This is a genomic window from Flammeovirga kamogawensis (genome assembly GCF_018736065.1).
Classification (GTDB): domain Bacteria; phylum Bacteroidota; class Bacteroidia; order Cytophagales; family Flammeovirgaceae; genus Flammeovirga; species Flammeovirga kamogawensis.
In genome coordinates, this window is record NZ_CP076129.1 from 93658 (window position 1) to 116719 (window position 23062).

18 protein-coding genes are annotated in these 23062 nt (G+C 31.6%); 7 read left to right on the forward strand and 11 right to left on the reverse strand.

Going from position 1 to position 23062, the window contains the following annotated elements:
* Window positions 1–7: 7 nt before the first annotated feature.
* The 3 genes from KM029_RS19355 to KM029_RS19365 all read right to left on the reverse strand — a co-directional run bounded on the left by KM029_RS19355 (window position 8) and on the right by KM029_RS19365 (window position 3509).
* A complete protein-coding gene (locus KM029_RS19355) occupies window positions 8–943 on the reverse strand; it encodes a CPBP family intramembrane glutamic endopeptidase (protein ID WP_144076502.1) in 936 nt (311 codons plus the stop codon).
* 314 nt (window positions 944–1257) lie between these two features.
* Window positions 1258–2085: a sulfurtransferase gene (locus KM029_RS19360; protein WP_144076503.1), complete on the reverse strand. Its 828-nt coding sequence runs from the start codon at window positions 2083–2085 to the stop codon at window positions 1258–1260.
* Between the two features lie 104 nt (window positions 2086–2189).
* Window positions 2190–3509, reverse strand: a complete 1320-nt coding sequence (locus tag KM029_RS19365) for a PhoH family protein (RefSeq protein ID WP_144076504.1) — start codon at window positions 3507–3509, stop codon at window positions 2190–2192.
* Between the two features lie 401 nt (window positions 3510–3910).
* Here KM029_RS19365 and KM029_RS19370 point away from each other — a divergent pair, with 401 nt between their 5' ends.
* Window positions 3911–4435, forward strand: a complete 525-nt coding sequence (locus KM029_RS19370; protein WP_144076505.1) for a DinB family protein — start codon at window positions 3911–3913, stop codon at window positions 4433–4435.
* 123 nt (window positions 4436–4558) lie between these two features.
* On the forward strand, window positions 4559–5092 hold the full coding sequence (locus KM029_RS19375) for a hypothetical protein (RefSeq protein WP_144076506.1): 534 nt from the start codon (window positions 4559–4561) through the stop codon (window positions 5090–5092).
* A gap of 124 nt (window positions 5093–5216) precedes the next feature.
* Here the strand turns inward: KM029_RS19375 and KM029_RS19380 are convergent, their stop codons facing one another.
* Together KM029_RS19380 and KM029_RS19385 are read right to left on the reverse strand one after the other, a co-directional pair.
* A complete protein-coding gene (locus KM029_RS19380; protein ID WP_144076507.1) occupies window positions 5217–7028 on the reverse strand; it encodes an AGE family epimerase/isomerase in 1812 nt (603 codons plus the stop codon).
* Window positions 7029–7194: 166 nt separating this feature from the next.
* Window positions 7195–8085: a sulfite exporter TauE/SafE family protein gene (locus KM029_RS19385; RefSeq protein ID WP_144076508.1), complete on the reverse strand. Its 891-nt coding sequence runs from the start codon at window positions 8083–8085 to the stop codon at window positions 7195–7197.
* A 276-nt stretch (window positions 8086–8361) separates the two neighbouring features.
* Here KM029_RS19385 and KM029_RS19390 point away from each other — a divergent pair, with 276 nt between their 5' ends.
* A complete protein-coding gene (locus tag KM029_RS19390; protein WP_144076509.1) occupies window positions 8362–9225 on the forward strand; it encodes a mechanosensitive ion channel family protein in 864 nt (287 codons plus the stop codon).
* 64 nt (window positions 9226–9289) lie between these two features.
* On the opposite strand, the gene KM029_RS19395 is transcribed toward KM029_RS19390, so the two are convergent.
* Genes KM029_RS19395 through KM029_RS19420 form a run of 6 tightly spaced genes read right to left on the reverse strand, consistent with a single transcriptional unit; the run spans window position 9290 to window position 16855 of the window.
* Window positions 9290–10366, reverse strand: coding sequence for a heparan-alpha-glucosaminide N-acetyltransferase domain-containing protein (locus KM029_RS19395; protein ID WP_144076510.1), 1077 nt, complete (start codon window positions 10364–10366; stop codon window positions 9290–9292).
* Entirely contained in the window at window positions 10353–12167 is a 1815-nt protein-coding gene (locus KM029_RS19400) for an IucA/IucC family protein (protein ID WP_144076511.1), read from the reverse strand. The genes KM029_RS19395 and KM029_RS19400 overlap by 14 nt, the downstream gene beginning before the upstream one ends.
* Window positions 12168–12180: 13 nt before the next feature.
* Window positions 12181–12807 (reverse strand): GNAT family N-acetyltransferase, encoded by a 627-nt coding sequence (locus tag KM029_RS19405; protein ID WP_144076512.1) that lies wholly within the window; start codon window positions 12805–12807, stop codon window positions 12181–12183.
* Complete coding sequence (locus KM029_RS19410; RefSeq protein WP_144076513.1) at window positions 12804–13988, reverse strand: MFS transporter; 1185 nt, start codon at window positions 13986–13988, stop codon at window positions 12804–12806. Before KM029_RS19410 ends, KM029_RS19405 begins: the two co-directional genes overlap by 4 nt.
* Window position 13989: 1 nt before the next feature.
* Window positions 13990–15306 carry a lysine N(6)-hydroxylase/L-ornithine N(5)-oxygenase family protein gene (locus KM029_RS19415; protein WP_144076514.1) on the reverse strand — a complete coding sequence of 439 codons (1317 nt, stop codon included), beginning with the start codon at window positions 15304–15306 and terminating at the stop codon, window positions 13990–13992.
* A 13-nt stretch (window positions 15307–15319) separates the two neighbouring features.
* Complete coding sequence (locus KM029_RS19420; RefSeq protein WP_158631217.1) at window positions 15320–16855, reverse strand: pyridoxal phosphate-dependent decarboxylase family protein; 1536 nt, start codon at window positions 16853–16855, stop codon at window positions 15320–15322.
* 320 nt (window positions 16856–17175) lie between these two features.
* Here KM029_RS19420 and KM029_RS19425 point away from each other — a divergent pair, with 320 nt between their 5' ends.
* From KM029_RS19425 to KM029_RS19440, 4 genes are all read left to right on the forward strand, one after another.
* Window positions 17176–18141: a helix-turn-helix domain-containing protein gene (locus KM029_RS19425; RefSeq protein ID WP_144076516.1), complete on the forward strand. Its 966-nt coding sequence runs from the start codon at window positions 17176–17178 to the stop codon at window positions 18139–18141.
* 12 nt (window positions 18142–18153) lie between these two features.
* Window positions 18154–20487, forward strand: a complete 2334-nt coding sequence (locus tag KM029_RS19430) for a TonB-dependent receptor (RefSeq protein ID WP_144076517.1) — start codon at window positions 18154–18156, stop codon at window positions 20485–20487.
* A gap of 18 nt (window positions 20488–20505) precedes the next feature.
* Entirely contained in the window at window positions 20506–21741 is a 1236-nt protein-coding gene (locus tag KM029_RS19435; protein ID WP_144076518.1) for a DUF4374 domain-containing protein, read from the forward strand.
* A gap of 70 nt (window positions 21742–21811) precedes the next feature.
* Window positions 21812–22960 (forward strand): PepSY-associated TM helix domain-containing protein, encoded by a 1149-nt coding sequence (locus KM029_RS19440; RefSeq protein WP_144076519.1) that lies wholly within the window; start codon window positions 21812–21814, stop codon window positions 22958–22960.
* Window positions 22961–23062 lie beyond the last annotated feature (102 nt).

Genomic DNA, 23062 nt, shown 5'->3' on the forward strand with positions numbered 1-23062 from the left:
TTAATACTTACATCTGTAGATAAGCAAATAATTCCATAAGTAAAGCAATGCCTACATGAAGAAAAACACCACCCCAAAGGTTTTTAGAATAATAAGAAATTACACCCAAAATGTAACCTCCAAAAATAGAGCTTATTGCTTCTCCCATAGGTTTGCCAAAATGATAAACGGCATAAGTAAATGCCATAGGAATAACAACATCTTTACCCAAGTACTTAGTGAAACCTAGTATTAAAAAGCCCCTAAAAAACAGTTCTACAGAGATGAATTCTGAAGCATAAACGGTTTCATAAATTGTGACAAATATCCATTCTGGCAAATGGTAAAGTTGAGCCATTAGCGCACCACCAGATTTTTTATAAAAAGGATAAAATTTTTGAAAACCATCTAAAAATGATGCTCCAGCAATAATAGGAACCATGCAGGCCAATAATATCACATAGATTTTTAAATTTTTAGCTTTAAAATCTAAACCATAAAAATGTAATCCTTTATTTCTATCAAAAAGCCAATAAACACCTCCAACTAGTAAGAAAATGAGCGATAACTTTCTAAACTTCGTCATTACTCTACTTATATAAAGTTTTGTTACTCCATCAAACAAATCAGCAATATATATGTGATAATAGAAAGACCGAGAGATTGCCAATATCAACATGGCTAGCGTTAACTTTACCCAAAACGATTTAGATTGATCTAATACTTTTCGATTTGTAGTAAAATGAACCCCTATAAGAACGAGAATATAGGCAGAATAATGATAAATAAAGAACCCAATAGTATGATAAATTGTACGGGCATATTTATCGATATAACTATCTTCAAAGTCAAAAGTATAATTAAACGCAAGAAGGCCGCAACCTATAATTAAAAGTGCGACAATAAACTTTTTTGTATAATACTCTTTTTGAAAATCTTTGAAGTAGGTTAGTATAAGTTTCATGCTTATGTGAAGCAATAAAACCGTACCATATTGAGGCGAGAAAAGAAAGGTCTTATAAATTTTCTAGATTCTACTTAATCATTCATTTTAAATGAACAATTAATTACAATAGCTTGTTCTTTTTTAACCAGTTAGTTCTGATACTATCGCACTAAATAGTTTTTCATTTCACAATAGATTTCCTTTTGCTATGTAATAGGAAAAGTACTAGAAAAATTTATAAGACTTCTACGTTCTTTCTTAAAATATCTTTTTTAGTAAACGCTGTTTGTTGTATTTCTGTTAAGTGAATTATGATTAAAAAGTGTCAATATTTAACTTTTAGATATTGGAAAGTCAGATTGGCCCCATTCGGTCCAAGATCCATCATATACTGCTTTTTCTTGAGAAAGAATACCTTCTGAAGCCAAATAAACTACACATGCAGTTACACCTGAGCCGCAACTAAAAATTAAAGGTTTATCATCTAAATTCAGTGCGTCAAATAATTCCCTTCTTTCTTCTTCACTTTTAAATTTCCCATCTTTTAGTAAAGTTTTAAAAGGTAAATTTAATGAATTAGGAATATGTCCACTTCTCATTCCTGCTCTTGGTTCTTCTACTGTTCCATCAAACCTTTGTGCTCCTCTAGCATCAATTAATTGGTATTTTTTGGTAGAGATATTGGTATTTACTACTGCCGCATCAACAACATTTTTAGAGGAGAACTTAGCTGTAAAATCACCTTTAGGATATTCTTTTTTTGAAATTCTTTCTATTGAATATCCATTTGATAGCCAACTGTCTAAACCACCATCTAAGACATGTACATTATCAAAACCCATAGACTTAAACATCCACCAAGCTCGTGGACTAGTAAAAATACCTAGGTTATCATAAATCACTACAATACTGTTATTATTAATGCCCAAATTACGACATGCATTTTCAAAATCGGTAGGGGTTGGGAGTGTATTAGGTAATGAACTATTAGGGTCACTAAAATCGTTTTTTAGATCAAAAGTTCTTGCATTTAAAATTTGTAAACCTGGGTTTTTCGGAACCAGACCTACTTTATCTCCAGGCTGACTAGCATCTAAGACAATTACATTAGGTTGATTAATTATCTCGAATAATTCTTGAGCTGATATAATAGTATTCATGTATTAAATGTACTATTTATATCTAGAAAATTTAATAGGTATACATAAAAAAAGTGCGTTACTATTATAGGAAGTAACGCACCTTAAGTGATTATAGTTAGAATTTATAATTTTTCGTTAGCTAAATTGGCAAGAGCACTTCGCTCACCTTTCATTAATTTGATATTTGCAAAGAGAGGATCGCCTTTAAGTTTATCAATCATAAAACTTAGACCGTTACTTTGTTCATCAAGGTAAGGGGTGTCAATCTGTTTAACATCACCTGTAAAAATGATCTTTGTGTTTTCACCAGCTCTTGTTACAATCGTTTTAATTTCATGAGGTGTTAAGTTTTGAGATTCATCAATAATCATGATCACATTCTCTAGACTCCGTCCTCTAATAAAAGCCAGAGGCATAATTTCAATTTTACCTTCTTCTAGCATGGCATCTATATTTTTGGCTTTCTTCCCGTTACTAGATGTTTGACTCTTTATAAATTTAAGATTATCGAAAAGAGGTTGCATGTACGGGTTAATTTTCTCTTGAGCATCGCCTGGTAAATACCCAATTTCTCTGTTAGATAAAGGTATTATTGGTCTAGCCAAAATTATCTGATTGTATTGGTTAGAGCGTTCTAAAGCACAAGCCAAAGCAATTAATGTTTTTCCCGTTCCTGCAACACCTTGTAGTGTAACTAATTTAATGTTATCATTTAAGATTGCATGAATAGCAAATGCTTGTTCTGCATTTCTAGGTTTAATATTGTAAACGTATTCCTTTTCTACTTTTTCTACATGCAATGTGTGTGGATTGTAAAAAGCCAATGCAGAAGAAGTACCATTTTTTAAGATATAATATTCATTATTTACTTTTTTATCTCCTAGAATATCAACATCTTCAATTTTACCATTTTTATAAAAATTACGGATAAGGTTGCTATCGATCCCGGAAATTTCTATAAAACCACCATGAATTTTCTTTACATCTTTTACTTTGCCTTTCATTAAATCTTGGGCAGGTAATCCAATGGCTTTTGCTTTTACTCTAAGGTTAATATCCTTAGTAATAAGAACAATTTTTCTGTCAGGATATTTTTCCTGTAAAACAACGGCTGCATTTAATATTTTATGATCATTCTTTAGGTTTCCATACGTGTTTTCTACTGCAGTAGCCTTTGATGAGTCATGCATCAAAATTTTAAAATCACCTTTATCGTCCCCGGGTAGCGGAATCCAATTGTTTAAGTTTTTATTGATTGATATATCGTCAATAAAACGACAAACGGCACGAGCTTCAAAGTTTTTGGTGTCGTTGCCAATTTTAAATTTATCAAGTTCTTCGAGTACTGTTATAGGAATGGCAACATCATTCTCCTCGAAGTTCGTTATAGAATCGTGATCAAAAAGTAATACTGAAGTATCAAGAACAAAAATTTTCTTCATAGTAGTATAGTTAAGTTTAATGCTACTATAAGCTAATAATTATTATTCAAATACGCTAATGATTTATTATTATACTATTAAAGTTAATGTTTAGTTCAGTTTTATATATTTATTGGTATCTGCCTGATAATGTAGTGGTTTCCATTTTTGTAAATTTGCCAAAATCGAGAAATAATTAATTTTTAAATAATTTACATTCGTTAGATAAATCAAATTCAAAATTAGAATTGTATTATTTTTGGGTACAGATAAATATTAAATGTATATTGTATGTAGCCTATCATAACTATATACCCAATGAATGAGTTGGCAATAGCAGTTGATAGGACAAGATCATTAAGAAATATCTTATTGATCAAAAACAAACAGATAATTAATAATCTATTACTTAATTTTAAAAAATGAACAAGAAAGAACTCCCATTTATGCCCGTATTTTTTGATAGATATATCAACCTTACAGACGATAATAATGTTATTGATATACTCTCTGAATCAATCTCGAAATTGAATAGTGATTTTGTAGAAAAACTGGAACAACTAGGTACTGACGTATATGCAGCAAATAAATGGACTGTTTTAGATTTAATGCAGCACATGATTGATACAGAAAGAATTTTAGCGTATAGAGCATTATCTTTTGCAAGAGAAGACAAAACGCCATTACCAGGTTTTGAAGAAGATGATTATGCAGTAAATAGCATGGCAAACCATAGAGAGTTAGCAGACCTTATTAACGAGTTTCAAGTAGTTAGAATGAGCAGTATAGCTTTGTTTAAAAGCTTTTCGGATGAGATGTTATTACAAGTGGGCACAGCAAGTGGAAATGAAATTAGTGTTTTGGCACTTGGTTTTACTATTGCCGGGCACCAGTTGCATCACATGAAAATAATAGAAGAACGTTATTTCCCGTTACTGAATAATTAACTGCTCCGTTTGTTCTTTTTTTCTTGAAAAATCATAATCTGTAATTTTTATATTATTTTCTGCAATTTCAATTTAAAAAAATACCGTTTTCATAATTATCATCACACAAAAAATTATACAATTATGAAACACAAATTTTTATTTTTTATCGCAGCATTTATAGGTTTAAGTAGTTTAGCAATGGCTCAAAAAGCTGTTTTAAAAGTTAAAGAAGTAAACCAGAGTGAAGTAGATGGAACAATCTACCAACATATTAATGAAGAATTTCCAGAGGGGTTTGTAGATTATGTAAACATTATTCCTGTTGCATTAATTCAGAAAGATTATGAAATGGTTTATCATAAAAAACCAGTGCTAGGTTTATTTTCTAAAACATATGAAGTGTATGTGAAAACAGAAAATGGCACTGAAAAGATTTATTTAGATAAAGAGGGTAAAATCGTTTTAATCAAGAGAAAAATTGACAACGTGCAACTACCTGAATATGTATTAGCGAAAGTAAATAAAGATTTTCCTGATTGGACTGTAGTTGGTGCTTCAGAAAAAATTGAAGCAGGTTTTGACCACGGTAAAGAAGTGTACAGAGTATTTATTATCAAAGGAAAAGATAAAAAAGATGTGTATTTAACAGGACATGGTGAATACACTTCTAAATAATAGCTGAGTACTACAAATAGAATCGATTACTAACGAGAAATTCTATTGGAGTACTTCTAAAATAAACAAGAGTCATCCCGTATTATTTATAATAAGGGATGACTCTTATTTATAATAAAAGGTACTAGTTTTTAATAATTTTAAAACCTTGATTTATTTCTTCAGATTGTATATTTACTATATATATCCCTTTTGGAATTTGTTGCAAGTTTTCTACAATAGTGGTAGGAGTGCTCGTCAAATTTTTATAGAATATATTACCAAACATATCATAAACACTTATCGTATAATGCCCATTAATTGTTGTTTTGATAGTTATTTTATCAGAAAATAATGTTGGAAAAACTGTAATTTTATCATTTTTAGGAATAGAGGTAGCAGTTAATACAGAAGTAATAGGTGTTGGAGTAAATTCAACTTTAAAAACGCCTCCACGATTTGCTGTTACACTCACTTCATTTTGTTCGCCATTATAATTTGCGTACTGTTTCCCATCAAGTTCTACATTAGAAATTTTTAATTGACTATTAGGGTAAGCCAATGGCATTAATGTAAATACTTTGTCTTTTGATGGTGTTAAATAATAATATAAACTAAATTTTGAAGTAGTAAGGTAGGCTTGTCCATATAAATAGGCAAAGAACCCCAGTTCAGCATCATGAAACCCAGATTTAAACATATTGGCTTTTAAACCATCAATTGGATTTCCTCCTGGAGTTACATACTCATGAGAAAGACCAATAGATGAAATCATGTTTTGCTCAAAAAAATATAAAGACTCATCTGCCATTTGTAGGTAAAGTTCTTTCTTATCTTGATCATTTGTAATAAAAGAGGCAATCATAGGTCCAGTAAAACCTTGTTCAACTACCCAATGGCATTTATTCCGATCTGTAACTACACCAGTTTTCCAATTTGCCCATTCATATGGAGCACCATTATTTTTATCATACAAATTAGTAGCATATACATGGTCAATAATTTCTTCTGCTGCAGTTCTATAGCTTCTATCATCAAAATAAACGGCAGCTCTACCTAGACACCAAGCTGTTTTAAGCATGTGTCCAACACTTGCTCCAGTATTGTCTTGGTTAATACTCCAGTCTGAATGGAAGTTTTCGGGGAAACCAATTTTAACGCCCTCCGCATCCATATTTCCTGCCAATTTATCTCGTGATATATCAGCTAATTGTTGATAACGTAAATTATGTTGCTCTTCATCTGTCATAAGAGCAAGTAAAGCAGCATGTGTATTAATTCCATCAATAGTACCAGTAAACCCTTTACCGTATTTATTGCCCCACCTTCTCGTCGCATTTTCATAATAGCCAAAATTGGTACTGTGGCTATCCCAAACATGTTCATATAAAGACAACATAGATTTATCTAACCACTCTGTATGGCGATTTTTCGATGCTATTCCCCCAAGAACATCGACCATAGCAATAATACCTAAAATTGCATACTCTTGTTGGAAAGTCCACTTAGAATTTTCATTCCATGGAGGGCCAAAACTTTTATCAGCATCTACATTATATGTAAAGTACCAACCGTCGTATTCTTCGTCCCAACCTTTTTCGTAGAGAAAATCGAGTGCATGTTCTGCATCTTTAAGGTAAGTTGTGTCTCCAGTGAGCATAAAAGCCCTGGCAAATGTGTAGGCCACTCTAGTTTGGCTACAAAAACTTTTTAAGTTATACCCACCAGTCCAAGATTCCATTTGCTCCTTTTTAATACTTCCATCAGCCTCAATAAAAGAATAATAACCTCCTTTTTCATCTTTGGTTGTACGTAAGAAATCGGCAACTCCTTTTACAAATTTAGTGGCTTCAGTCGGATCATTTAGAAATGCTGATTTTGTTTGGTATTGCGCGTAGACATTCGTTATTTTCCATACCAATAAGGCACAGAAAATTAGTATAGTTTTAGTTTGCATAGAAAACGGCTAATTAGTTTTAATAGTAGCTTTTATTTTAAATAGTGTTGTAATTTACTCTATTTAATTGAAAATGAGTAAAATATCCTACTTAAACTTTTCTATCAACTGATTTTCATATACTATTAACTTTACTTTTACCATGGGCTATCGTCTGATTATTCTTCTAATGTATTTTTTTAGAGGAAAGTAAATAAGATTTACCCATTAACCATGTTGTATAGGCTACAACAAAAATTATAAGGTATTGTAGTAAATTTAAATCAAGTGATTTAACAAGGTACGCAGCAACAAAAACACCTATAGTTCCACAGATGTTTATAAGTAGTGTCCCCTTCATAGAAACAACATCTTCTTTAAGAAACTTAATGCCAGCAAAAGGAACTAATAATGCAGTAGAACCCATCATGATTGGGAATGTTGCAGCAGGGTTTAAGCCTAAAAGATAAACAGTAACCATACAAGGGGCAAAAAGTCCAACACCAACAGTATTTAAAGCTCCAAATAAGAAATTGGCAATACATGCTACAACTAGTTTCCAACCTTCAAGAGCCATTGCATCTCCACCCACAGGGAAAACATTCATTTTACCAAGTACCATAGTAATTCCCATAATTGCCAATGCTATTGTCATGGTAAGTTGTATTGTTTTCTTTTTCATTTTAGAAACAACTCTTGCACCTAATAAAGCCCCACCTAAAGCAGAAATAATCATAGACATTAGTGTTGTAGTATCTACAGGCACTGCTTTTATAAAAATAAAAGCCTGAGCAATACAAACAATAGCAACACCAGCATTTAATGTTCCCGGTATTTTTTTATCTTCTACAAGTTTAAAATTTTTAAATGAGCTGGTCATAATTGCAAAAGAACCTATCCCTAGGGTATCCATAAAGTTACCTACAAAACCAGTTAACCCAAGTCCAATACTGCTTTCAGTTTCTATAGAATTAGTAGCTAAACGCTTTCTTAATTGTTGAATTAATACAAGCATAAACCAGCTACCTGATAGGACCAATAGTGTTAGAAAAATAGTTTTTATAGAAATATTTTCCATTATGAATCAAAATGAAATATGTAAACAATAATTTTAATAGACACCTCAAATGTCATTAAAAAAAACTGAACTCTCTTGTTCTATTAATAAGTGTTTGCTTTTAGTTAAACCTTATGAATTATTGATCTATGGTATTTTTTTTAAATAGTAATCTGTACAACTCTTTATGATTAAATATCCTTTACAGAATAAATGTTTATAATTAAACATAATATAAATATATACGCTTTACTTTGTGGGTAAATAAAAATAATAATCTATAACTACTATAATAAGATGGAAGAAATTGCCCAATATCAGGACGACATTTTGAGATTGTTTTCTCGCTACGGATTACAAATGATTCAAGGTATAGCCTTTTTCTGGATTGGTACAAAAATTACGAAAAGGATAACTCTTTTAGTAAATAAACAAATAAAGAAAAAAGCAACCAACCATGCACTAATTGATTTCTTTACACAGCTTACTTCTGTAAGTTTAACTGTTATGATATTTATTGGTGCTATTGATATGGCAGGAGTAGAGACTACTTCATTTATTGCTATGCTAGGTTCTGCAGGTTTAGCAGTGGGTTTAGCTTTACAAGGTTCTTTAGCAAATATTGCTGGTGGTGCATTACTTTTAACTTTACGTCCGTTTAGAAAGGGAGAGTTTATAGAAGTAAATGGACATTTAGGTACTGTAATAGAAGTTGGGCTTTTTGCAACAACAATTCAAACTCCCAAAATGCGTCAGGTATTTTTACCAAATGGTTCTTTGGCTGGAGGTGTAATAAAAAATTATACCAGAGAAGGTGTTACAAGAGTAGATGTTCCTGTGGGTATTTCTTATGGAGCTGATATTAAAGAGGCAAGAAGGGTATTACTAAATGTAATAAAGCATGATAAAAGAGTGTTAAATAGCCCAGAAGCACCAGTAGTTTTTGTGACTAATTTAGGCGATAGTTCTGTTGATTTACAATTAAGAGCATTTGTGAAAATTGAAGACTATTGGGGTTTCTTATTCGAAACTTTAGAAGAATGTAAAATTGCACTTGATAACAATAAAATCGAGATTCCATTCCCACAAAGGGTGTTGCATATAGAAAAAGGAGAAACGGAAACGTCAGATATTGGTGATCTAATAGCTGATATTGCTTAAAAATATTAAAGCACCTAATCTTATTCATATGGATTAGGTGCTTAATTATACTATCAATTACTCTTTATAAACTTCTCTTTAATTCACGTTCAGACGAGGCCAACCATAAATTATCTTTAAATTTTAAAATGATGAAAGTAAGAAGGGTGTAAAATGGTATAATCAATAAGATTTGAAATTGATTTAATTGTGCAAAACCAAAGATTCCCATACCCCAATCTATAATTACCCATTGTATAATGTAGAATGAAGTGACATTTTTACTTGTAAAGAGTAATAATTGATTTATCTGTTGAGGTATAAATTTTACAAATAGAGGAACAATACTTAAGAATAACATATTTACTCCTAAAAGTAAAAGTGTTCCTCCCGGACCAAGGTGGTAATAATCTCCAAAGTGATAAGTGTAGTCTATTACACAAAGTAGCATTCCGAAACCAATGATTCCTAAAGCATAAAAAAGCACCAATTGGTTGTACTTTTTGCTAGATGCTTTATGTTCTTTATAGAGCATTCCTAGAAAGCGGCCCATTAAAATAAACGACATCCAAGGGAAAATTGGAAAGTACACATTGTATTTATTACTCCACAATAGGTCGAGCAAATAATCTATTCCAATAACGTTTACATTAAATCCGCTGACAAGTTTTGCAGTTCCGATTATAATTAAACCGAACAATAATACAGCATATTTATTATGTAAAAGTGGCGTGAGAATACCCATAATGAGTAAAGAAACACCTGCTAATTGAAGAATATCACCTAGAAGGAAAAAGTGGAGCATATTACTTAATGAAGTTGATTGTGCCAAACCATGAGCTTCTATTAAATTTGCTGGTAAAATACCTGTTAAGATAGGAACAACAAATTTTAATGTATTCAGCAAATATCCCACACCTAAGATTTTAAATCCTCTTTTTAATACAGCTTTTGCAGATTGTCGTTTTGAAAACACAAAAGAAAAACCCATTACAATTAAGAAAACCGGTGTACCTCTTTCTGCTATTAGCATAAGTTCGCCTAAAATGGAGTTTTTCCATGTCTCTGCTGTGGCATACATCATCATACAATGCAGTGGAATTAAAAATAAGACACTACTTCCTCTAAGTACGTCTAAAGTAGTATATCTAGTTGAGTTCATGTGCAACAGTCTTAAATTTTGAAATGGGGTTTTTGATTGTTCCAATAAATTGTAAACTATTTACAGGGTCTGTAAGGTCTACCATTTGTTTATTGTTTTGGAGTTGAAGACGGTTTAAACAGGAAAGAATAAAATCATCAGCAAAAAGATCACATTCTATAAATTTAGAGCTGAATTGTGGGTGTTCGTTTTGATATTCTTTAATTGAAAGACTTACTAATTCCCAAAAATCAAGATGATGGAAATGGCAGTGTTCTTCTAAAATTTGAGAAAGGAATCTAAAATAACAATCAAATATATCTGTAAAAATAGTAAGTGATTTTACTTCATTACTAGCATTTACTACTAATCTTTTTACTGCAGAGGAATAGTTTTTATCTTCTTTAAAAACAACAACTTCTTCCGTAATATCTTTCATAAATATCCCAAAAGGAACATTATTTTTCATTTTCAAAATAATGTTTTCACCATGTGGCATAAAGGCCAAATCATAAGCATAAAAGCAATGCAAAAGTGGTTTTAAATAAGCATCAAGGTAGTTTTTAACCCATTCTTTAACACTCAACCAAGACGAATCAATAAAAGCTTTAAGTAAAGCGTTACCCTCTCCATCAATATGTAATAATGACGCCATTGTCACTGCTTTTTCTTCTTTCTCTAAAAATTGTTGAGGGGTTTCTCTCCATAATACAGCTACCATTTTATTGTAGGCGTTTGTTCTTCCTAATGGCTCAAAATTCACATTTCTATAGCCAATAGTAGCCACCTCACCCAGCATAGAAAAAGAGTGTTTTTGTAAATAGTTATCCTCTTTAAGTAGGGCAGTTATCCAAGCAGTAATACCTGGAGTGGTTTGCATATAATAAGGAGAGAGGCCACGCATAAAGCCCATGTTTTGTATAGATAAACCTGTTTTTACATAGAATTTATCTTTATCACTTTTGTTGTAAAGTGTTCGAATAGACTGCTGAGGCTGGTATGTGTCTTTTCCTTCACCTAATAGAATTAGTTTTTGATTGGTAATATCATCAGCAAAAATAAACGATAATTTGTTTTGCCATTGCCAAGGGTGCATCGGGAAAATGTAAAAATCATCTGGATGTAACCCTAAACCCTTTAAAGAATTTTGATAGGTATTAAGTTGTTCAGTTCCTAACTCTTGCGTAATAACAGCGGTGTAATTTAGAGAATCAATGCTTGTAAAACTTGTTTTAGATTTATGCCCTGCTACCCATAATACTTTAAAACCATTTGAGGCTTCTGGAGCAAATTTCTGATAATCTTTAGCATTAAAACCAATTCTACCATTATTTGCAATAAAACAAGGGTGTCCTTCAAACATGTTTTTCTCTATTGTTTGAAAGTCAGCCTTAGACAATTCATTTGCTGTAATTGTATTGTTTTTAAGCTTATAGATTGCTCCATAAAGAGTGTTTGATAGCTCTTCTAAATACGTAGGGAGCATATCTGTTGGTATTTTTAATAAATGATTTACTTCAAAAATAAATTCTATTATTGATAAAGGGGCAACTTCTTCATTTTGTTGTTTTCTAATTGATTTTAAGTCTATCCACCAATGCTCTAAAGGTAATATTCTAGCACTAAAAAAGTAACTGATTTGATTGTCTAATTTAATTGTAAAATCATTAAATTCATCATTGATCTTGGTTAAATGAGGTGTGATTAATTTCTCGTGTGAGAGTTCACTAATAGCTTTCCGAATAAATAAAGCATTTACCTTATTCCATAAAGAAGCATCGAAATGATTGATTGCTTCTTGATTTTTTAAAGATGTATTCATAAAATATCGAAGACTAGTTTGTTTGCAACTGATGAATGGCTGAGCTCCTAAAATCTGCTCTAGTGCAAAAAGCCAAATAGGCATTCTTCTCAGGAAACTCAATTACTTTTTTATATTTAAAACCTGCTTTTTTATTTAGTATATGGATTTTCTCATTTTCCACATCAGGTTCTACTACAATACGGTTCACTTCTTCAGAATCGAACAAAAAGTTAATAACGTAAGAGAAAATGTGAGTAGTAAAATTAGGGATACTTGTTTTTTTAGGAGCTGTAAGAATATGAAAGCCATAATCACCACTTAGTGCTGTATAGTAGTTAGCAACCCTATCTTTTGGAGCATAATAAAATTCTACTAAAAATGCTTTCTGATTATTGACCTTCCCCCAAAACACACAGGTATTTTGATTTTCGACTATATCCTTATACGTTGAATAAACTAAGTCTACAGTACTATTTTCTAATTGCCAATATTTTGCATAAGGAAGGTTTACCCAACTATGGAGTAGCTCTATATCATTGTCTAGATCAAAAGGGACTAAAGACATTACGCCAATATCTTTTGTAATGTATAGACTTTCTTCTGCTTTGGTTTCCCAAAAATTAGTATCGAAAGGTAATGTTTGTTGTAAAGTTTTCATGTTGAAGTATGTAATGTCGTTTTTTGTTCTTGTGAAGTTTCTGTTGTAAAACTTCTATAAAAAATGAAAAGTGTTATACAGAAACCGACTGCTGAACACCAAAATGGTGCTGTTAAGGAGATCTTATCTACTGTATATCCTGCAATTATTGATGAACTTAATACCCCAAAATTCTGTAATAAATGAATGCGACTATAATCTGTAGCATATTCATCTGGGGTACTAAATTTAAAGGCCACCACATCAAATTGTACATAGAGTTGAAAGACGGCCCAACCATAAATAATACGCCCTATAAATACAATAGAGTCAACGCCTACACCTTGTAAACTAATGCCTAAAATTCCTAGAATAAAGGCATTGATAATTTGTACTCTATATGTTTTTTTTGATTTGTATTTATGTGTAAACCACAAAGCAAATAAGCCAACTAAGGCAGGGATTGAATACACAAAACCTGACGCAAGCTTATGATTATACGCTGATATTGCTTCCCAATAAATAGAAAAGAAAGGACGTATAAAAAAGGTACTGAAATAAAGAAGCATTGTAATTAATCCTATTTTTAAAATGGGTGTTTTAATTCTAAAAAATGGAGTAATAGTCTGTTCAATTTTTTCCTTTTTTACAGAATGTTTGCGGATAAATTTTATATAAATACACATCAGGAATTGAAAAGCATCTCCTAAGGCCATAATAATAAAAATATAGCCTGTGTTTAAATAGTCAACAATACCGCCTCCTATAAATGCTCCTACAATTGCCCCTAAATGCACTATAACAGATAAAATACTAATAGAAGTACTGTGTTCTTCTTCTGTACTTAAACGCATAATATATGGGTAAATTAACAGATAGCTCCCTTTAAAAAACAGCATGCTCATGGCACATAACCAAAACATAGAAAGTTCTTGTACCCAATACATTCCTAGGCATAAAAAACCTGCAATACACTGCGTAAATATTAGAAGTGTAAATAAATTTACTTTCTTCTGTACACGTGCCCAAAAAGGAAACGAGATCATTATTACTAAGCAAGATGCAGCTAAATAATACCCAACATGTTCAGGTTGCCACATATTAAACCTCTCACCAAAAAATTGAGGAAAGAAGGGGTGTAACATTGTATCGCTAACTACTGCGATTAATGTCATGACCATTAATAAAATTTTTGTGTTCATTTTAGACTAAACTTTCTTCAATGACCTCTTCTTGTTCGTTAACATCAAATTGTTGGAAAGCAATTCTTTCTTCTACAGGATAGTATTCTTTGCCTGTTATTTCTTTTATGATATAGGAGTTTCTATAACAAGCCATACCTAAATCTGGAGTAACAAAACCATGTGTATAAAGCTCCACATTTTGAACAAAAATCTTGTCTCCACTTTTATCAATCGTATAATTTCTATTGGCTAGAGGTCTATCTTTTTCGTCAAACTGAATATGCCTACGTAGCCCCTCCATAAAGAATGGTGTTTTATAGCTGTAACCTGTAGCCATAACTACAGCCTCTGTAGAATGTCGGTATTTTTTACCTTGTTCTTGTTGCTCAACAATTAATTCAATACTATTCTCTTTTTCAGAAGATGAAGCTACTCTTGAACTTGTTCTTAAGTTTACATTGATTGGAGAGGTGAGTTTTTTAGCATATATAGTATCAAAAATTCCATTAATAAGATCAGAATTAATGCCTTTGTATAAATGCTTTTGTTCTTGTAAAAGAGCCTCTCGTTTAGATAATGGTAGGGAGTAGAAATAATCTACATACTCAGGCGATGTCATTTCTAATGTGAGTTTGGTGTACTCCATTGGGAAAAACCTATGCGATCTTGTAATCCAATTTAAAGTATAATTGTGGGTGTCAATTTCTGCCAATAGATCACTAAAAACTTCTGCAGCACTTTGTCCACTACCTACCACTGTAATAGCTTTTTTTTCTTGTAATTTCTTTTTGTTTGGTAAATATTGAGAGGTGTGAATTACATTCTTTCCCAAGCCTTTTAATGCAGTAGGAACATGAGGAGATGTACCTGTTCCTAATACAATTTTTCTACTAATAAAGGTTTCATGCTCTTGGTTGTTTCCTGTTATACAAGATATATAAAACAAGTCCTCGTCCTCGTTATAGCAGATCATATCTACTTTTTTAGAAAATAAAAGGTTATCTAATTGTTGTACCACCCATTGGCAATATTGGTTGTATTCATTCCTGAGTAACAAGAAATCTTCTTTAATATAAAAAGAATAAATTTTACCCTTTTGTTTTATATAATTTAAAAATGAATAAGGGCTTGTAGGGTCAGCTAGCGTTACGAGGTCAGCCATGAAAGGTACTTGTAAAGTGGTATCTTCTAAGAGCAAACCTGGGTGCCAGTTAAATTTTTCCCTTTGATCTAAAAATAAACAATCGAGTTCATCAATAGGTGCTGTTAAGCATGCTAAACCTAGATTGAATGGACCAATTCCCACCCCAATAATATCATATATTTTTTCTTGCATTGTAGTAATGTGTTTAGATAAATTGTTTTTCTTCTTCTAATAATTGCTTACCAATCATAGATAGAATAGATAAGATTTCTTCAAAATTTTCTTTACTCATTGTTGGGTTAAGGATAGTAAATTTTAAGTAGTTATTACCATTAAACTTAGTACCAGCAACAACAGCTTGTCCGTTAGAGAAAAGTTTTTTTCGAATAAGAATATTTAATTGATTTAATTGTTCTGCATTTAAATTGGCAGGGGCAAATCTAAATACCAAGCAATGTAGAGAAGGAGGGTTGAGCAGTTCAAATTCTTTTCTATTTTGAATACAATCGGCTGCTACTTTTGTTAAGCCAAGAGTTTGATCATAATAGCTTCCTAACTTTTCAGTACCCATAAGCCTAAACGTTAACCAAAGTTTTAGTGCATCAAACCTTTTGGTTGTTTGTAATGATTTATCAACCTGGTTTGGTACACCTGCATCTTTACTAGCTTTTGGATTTAAGTATTCTGCATGGTGACTTATTAGATTAAGATTATGAGGTTCTTTTACGATAAAGCCACTGCAACTAACAGTTTGGAAATACGTTTTATGATAATCTATTGTTGTAGAATCCGATTTTCCTATTCCATCTAACAAGTATTTGTATTCGTTAGAAAGTAGTAAACCTCCACCAACTGCTGCGTCTACATGATACCACAATTGATACCTTTCTGTAATTACTCCAATACTTTTTAATGGATCGATGCTGCCATAATCTGTTGTTCCTGCAGTTGCTACTACACCAATGGGGCAATTGCCATCAATAAATTCTTTAAGAATAGCAGATTCTAATGCTTCACTATCCATTTTAAAATGCTCATCAACAGGAATACTTATTACAGCATCTTCTCCTAAGCCAAGTAACGCAGCACTTTTCTTAACGCTAAAGTGACTACATTCTGAGCAGAATATTTTCAACTTTCCTTTATCGGTATTTACCCCAAATTTTGTTACATCGTACTGTTGCTTCTTTTGGTAGAAAGAATCTCTCATTAATAGAATTGCCATAAGGTTAGATTGTGTTCCACCACTAGTAAAAACACCGTCTGGGGTTGTATATCCAATTTGTTTACCCGTCCAGTCAATTAGTTTTTGCTCTATTAATGTTCCTCCAGCACTTTGATCCCAAGTATCTAAAGAGGAATTTATCGCAGAAAGTATTTGCTCACCAATTAAAGAGGGAATAACAATCGGGCAATTAAGATGCGCAATGTATTTAGGTAAATGAAAAGCTACTGCATGTTTTAGATAGATTTCTTGAAGTTCTTCAAATACAAGATGCGAAGAAGTAGGCGCCTCTTTAAAATCAATTTTATCTACAACTTTTTGAAGTTCCTCGTGTTCAACTCCACTAAAAGGCTGTGTTCTATTTTGTAAGAAAGAAAGTACATTTTGAGTGGCTGTACTAATTCCTTTTTTGTATTTATCAATACTGTCTTTATCATGGTTGAACAGATCAGACAAGTCTAATTTCTCCTGTGTGATGTTCATGTTGTTGTTGTCAATTAATAGTTTCGTTACCATTCTGGTTTTATTTATTGTTGAGTGTGTTTTATTTAGAATGATTTTAAATAACATCACAAAGATTGGGTGATTAAACGTACTAAAACTATCGATATCAGAAATAATAATTACGAAAAACGGTATTCTATATTTTAAGTATTTGTTTACTGTGTTTGATAAGTACAATAATATATTGCTTAATTGATTTTATTGATGTTTTAGTATTTTTATAATACAATTTATGTAAATAGCTTTCTTGTTCTATATTATTTTTAATCAATCTAAATAAGATCTATGTTTGTGTCACAAAATAACTATTGGAACAACAAATTATCTCAGTAATGGAGCAAGATATTGCTTTTGTAAATACACTTTCAGCATCTCTCTTTAATCTTAGTAATACTATTAAAATAGAGAAAAAGAACACATCAACATTTGAAAATAGGGTTTGGAAGAACCCAAACATAAATGGAAACTTTAATATAATAAGTAATCAATCTTATGAAATATATACAATCTCAATAGAAGCAAGAGAACCCATAAATTTTGTTTTAGATACCAACGAAGACGAGGTCTTTCTATTATTCAGTTTAAAGAAAGATGGCTTAAAATTAAATGTAAATACAAACAAAGAAACATTATTAAAAACAGAAGTTGCCTATATAAGAAGTAATACACGCTCAGAATATCAATTTATAAATAAAGAACAAATAGAAGTAATTGTCTTTTCTTTAAAAAAACAGTTCTTCGAATTGCCATTAATCAAATTATCTATAGACGAACTGCTTCATTATTTTTTTAATGTTGAAGGAGGAGAGTTAGACCGATCTTTTAAAGTAAATGAAAATATAAATAAAATCTTAACCGAAATACAGCTCAATAAAAAGCAAGGAGAATGTGCCTTATTATACATCAACGCTAAAGTTCTAGAACTAATAACAGAAGTTTTAGAAACGTTTATGGTATTAGAAGAACTAGAGGAAGGAAAAGATGAAAAATTAATTAAAGTAAAAAGAATAATTACTGAAAATATCAATATCCATTATTCTATTCCTGAATTAGCGAAAATGATAGGAATGAATGAGTCTTATTTAAAGAAACGTTTTAAAGAGGTTTTTAAAGAAACAATTTTTGAATATGCGAATAAGAAAAGAATGCATCAAGCTAAAATTCTGCTTTCTTCCTCTTGTTTACCTATCTCAATAATATCTGATAGAGTTGGGTATCAGCATGCATCTCATTTTTCTTATGCGTTTAAAAAATACATAGGAGATGCACCAAATAAATATAGAACAGATAATAAATAGAATTTAAAATAAATGAAATATATCCTCATTTTTTGCCTTGTCATTTTTCAAGGCCTAGAAGCATATTGCCAAAATAGTTTAGAGGGGTTTATTAAAGATGATAAGAAAAACCCTATTCCTTATGCTATTGTACAACTTACTGAAAGCAATACAACAGTAAGAAGTGATGCAAAAGGGAAAGTAGTATTTAAAGATTTACAAGAAGGAACTTATACACTTTATGTCAATTTTTTAGGCTACAAACCAGTAACAAAAAAGGTTGTGGTTAGTGCAAATACTAATTTTCTGATTGTACTCCAAGAAGATGTCCAAGAGTTAGATCAAGTAGTAGTTTATGGTAAAACAGAAGCAACCTTACTAAGGGAAGAAGCCTATGCTGTAGAAGTTATAGAAACAGAAGGTTTAAAGAACTCTACTGTAGATGCAAGCCAGCTTTTAGGAAGAATTTCTGGAGTAAATATTAGACAAGATGGAGGACTAGGATCTAGCTTTGATTTATCGTTAAACGGACTTTCTGGAAATAGAATTAGAACATTTATTAATGGAATTCCAATGGATTATTTTGGCACTTCTTTAACCCTTAATAATTTCCCAGTTAATCAGATTGAAGGAATTGAGGTGTATAAAGGTGCTGTTCCCATTCATCTTTCGTCAGATGCACTAGGTGGAGCAGTAAATGTAGTTACCAATCATAAACCCATTAATTATTTGGATGCATCTTATTCTTACGGCAGTTTTAAAACACATAGGGCTTCTATAAATGCACAATACCATAATGAGAAATCTGGTTTTACAACACGTATTAAATCCTTTTTAAACCATAGTGATAATGATTACGAAATTGATGTAAATCTGTTAGATTTTGAATCAGGCAAATTAGATGAAAACACAACAAAAGTAAAACGTTTTCACGATGCTTATACCTCTAAAATGACATGGGTAGAGGCAGGGTTGATGAATAAAAAATATGCCGATGAATTAATGTTTGGTGTTTTAGTTTCTGATAATTTTAAAGAAATTCAACAAAACCCTTATGCCACAGGTACACCGGCTTTTCCTGTTGGTGAGGCCTTCTCTAAAGAAGAAAAATTGATCTATAATTTTGCTTATCGAAAGCAAGATTTATTTGTAAAGGGACTCTCTTTAAATAGTTATGTAGTTTTTGTTGATGCAGTAGCCAATAATGTAGATAAGAGCCCGAATAGATACGATTGGCATGGGAATTACAAAGCAGATGCACACCCTACAACGGGAGAGATGGGTAGAAAATCTGATTTCACCATGGATACAGAAAACCTACTTGGTAATATAAATGGAGAATATGCTTTTGCGAACCACCATAGTGTGGCTTTAAATTATTCTTTAAATAGTCTTACAGTAAAGGGTGAGGATAAATATCAGCCACAAAACAATACTCAATTTTCTAACCCAAATACTGTAGATAAACATGTTTGGGGCGCATCTTATACGTATTCTGTATTTGATGATAAATGGAGTACAATCGCTTTTGCTAAAAAGTATTACTATAATTTATTTGCCATACAATCTAATTTTCAAGGAACAGAATCATCTGATTTTATTTATAAAAATGATGCTCTTGGCTATGGAATTGCCTCTACTTTTAAACTCAAACATTTTCAATTTAAAACCTCTTACGAAAAAGCGTATCGATTTCCCGAATCGTATGAGTTATTTGGTGATGGTATAAATGTTATTCCTAACCAAGAACTTTTACCAGAAGAAAGTGATAACCTAAATTTTGGTGTCAAATACCAAACCTTAAAAGCAAATAATTATCAAATAGAAATGAATTTATTTGTACGTAATACAAAAAACTATATAAGGTTTGAACCTAAGATGAACCGAAGTTTTTACGTCAATGATCCCAAAGTAATTTCTAAAGGAATTGATGTAACAACAAGTTATGTTTTTTCTAAAAAGTTTACAGCAAGTTTAGCAGGTACGTATCTCGATCTAAGAAATAACGATAAAGATCAAATTGTTTACAATGACCGATTACCAAATGAGCCTTACTTATTCGGTAACATGACGCTTGTTTATAATCAGGTGTTGCCTAAAAAGCAAATGCTTTCTGTAACGGGAATATCAAGATATGTACATGAATTCTATCTATTGTGGCCAAGTTTAGCTGCATCAGAATCAAAATCAATAATACCAAGTCAACTGACTTTTAATATAGATCTAACATACACATTTAAAGAAGGGAAATACAACCTCTCTTTGTTATGTGCAAACGTACTCAATGCAAAGGTTTACGATAATTTAAATCAGCAAAAACCGGGTCGTGCTTTTAGTATCAAGGCACGTTATTTTATTCAGAATTAAACAAACTTTTATTTTAAGATGAACAAACAATTCTTACAATCACTTCTACTTTTAAGTAGCTTTTCTCTTTTTGTTTCATGCGATGAAACGACTTCTACCGTTACACAACCAAGTGTAGAAACAGGATTTGTTGTAGGTATAGAAGCCGCAACAGGAACAGACATTTTACTAACTGTTGATACGATTACTTCGGGCACAATTTCCCCTGTAAACCAAGGGATAGAACAACCTGCATGGATGTCTTTCTACGCAGCAGGAAATATGATTTTAGCAAGTGGATACACAAGCGATAATATTTTAACGGGTTATGAGTTTGCTGGAGAAAATACACAATTAGTAGCTACAGGTCAGCTAGTAACAGATCAAGGGATTTTTGCAGCGACAAATGTAAATGACGAAGAATTTTTAGCTGTAGGAACCCCAAGAGAAGGTTTTGAAGATAGAGTTATTTATAGTATTGATAAACCATCAATGTCTATTTCAGAACGTTTTCTTACTAAAATTGATGAAAGAAAAGCACTTGATTTAGTGGCATTCCCAACAGGTATTTTACAGAGAGAAAGCAAAGTATATTTATCTTATTACTTAATGGGATCTGGTGCAGTTGTTCCCGCTTTTGCAACACCACTTTCTGATTCTGCTAGAATTGCAGTATACAATTATCCATCTATGGAATTTGATAAATACATAAAAGATGATAGAACATCTGATATTGGTAATTATACTTCAAAAACGGCTTTACAAGCAGACGAGAATGGAGATATTTATACTTTCTCTACATCATCTAATGCAACAGGTTTTTATCCAACACCTACAAAACCATCTGGTTTTTTAAGAATAAAAAGCGGTGCTACTGCATTTGATCAAGATTACTTCTTCAATTTTGAAGAGAAAAGTGGAGGAATGAAAATTAATAATGCGGTGTATGCAGGTAATGGTAAAATGGTTGTTAGAACAGTAACAGACGATTCTCAACTTTGGGCAACTTATGGTCCAAATACTGATACGCCAATTTGTAGTATTACTATTGCAGATTTGAATGCACAAACAGTAACAAAAGTAACCGACGTTCCTTTACATGGTGGAGAATGGGGTATTGCTCATCTAGTTAAAGAGGGTAAGGTATACTTAAATATTTCTGATAGTAATGGAGGATATATTTATGAAATTGATCCTGAAACTGCGACAGCCAAGAAAGGTGCTAAAATTGATGGTCATTATGCAAAAGGAATTTTCTCTTTAGAAAAGAACTAAGCACTATCTATTAAGTAAAGTGATAGGGAATCGTCTCTATCACTTTACATACCAATTCAAACATACACTGATGAAAAAACTGATTAGTAAACTCCATTTAATTCTAGGTCTTGTATCTGGTTTAATTGTATTTATAGTGTCTATAACGGGTTGTATTTATACTTTTGAACACGAAATACAAGAATTAACTCAGCCATATAGATTTGTGAAAGAAGTAAAAGGTAAAGTTCTTCCTCCTTCTATAATTAAAGAAATTGCTTATAAGGCAACAGATGGAATGGATGTACAACGTATATATTATGAGACACCAGAGAATGCATCTATGGCGTTACATTATGCAGACGATGCTCCTTACTTTTATTTAACCTTTATTGATCAGTATACAGGTGAAGTTCTAAAAATTAAAAACCTTAGAACAGATTTTTTTACAGTAATTCTTTATTTACACATCTCTTTATTATTACCAAACGGAGAACTAATAGTAGGAATTGCTACTTTGGTTTTTTTTATAATGTTGGTTTCCGGAATTGTACTTTGGTGGCCAAAGAATAAGAAAAAGAATGCAGTAAAACAGAAATTTAAAATTAAATGGAATGGCAGATGGAGAAGAAAAAATTATGATCTCCATAGTGTATTAGGTTTTTACGCAGCATGGGTACTTCTATTTACAATAATTACTGGGTTAATATGGTCTTTTGAATGGTTTGAAAATAGCCTTTATTTTATTGCTTCTGGCGGAGATACTCCTCAAAAAACAACGTATGTTTCAGAGGTTTCATCAAATAACCTTACTAATAGTTCACTACCAGCAATTGATAGAGCGTGGTATAAAGTTTTAGAAGATGATACTACTATTTTAGGTACAACCATCTATATTCCTCAGAAAGAAACTGATCCAATTAAAATTTATTCATCGCCAGATTATGGTACGTATGGTAAATTAGATTGGAGGTATTTTGATCAATATTCCCTTAAAGAATTATCTGATAAAAATGACTTTAGTGGTAGGTATCAAAATGCAACTACAGCACAGAAAATTTTCCGTTTAAATTATGATATACATACAGGAGCAATACTTGGTATTACAGGTAAATTCATCATGTTTTTTATCTCCTTAATATCAGCGTCATTACCAATAACTGGCTTTTTATTGTGGTTGGGTCGAAAGAAAAAAAAGAAAGGAACACTTACTAAAGACCGTTCCTTAGAACTTGTATAAAAATGATCACTGCTTTTTTATAAAATATACCTTTTAATATTATTTTACGTCGATTTTCCAATAACAAGTAGAAATGAGGTATTGCCTTTTTTCTACTTTTTT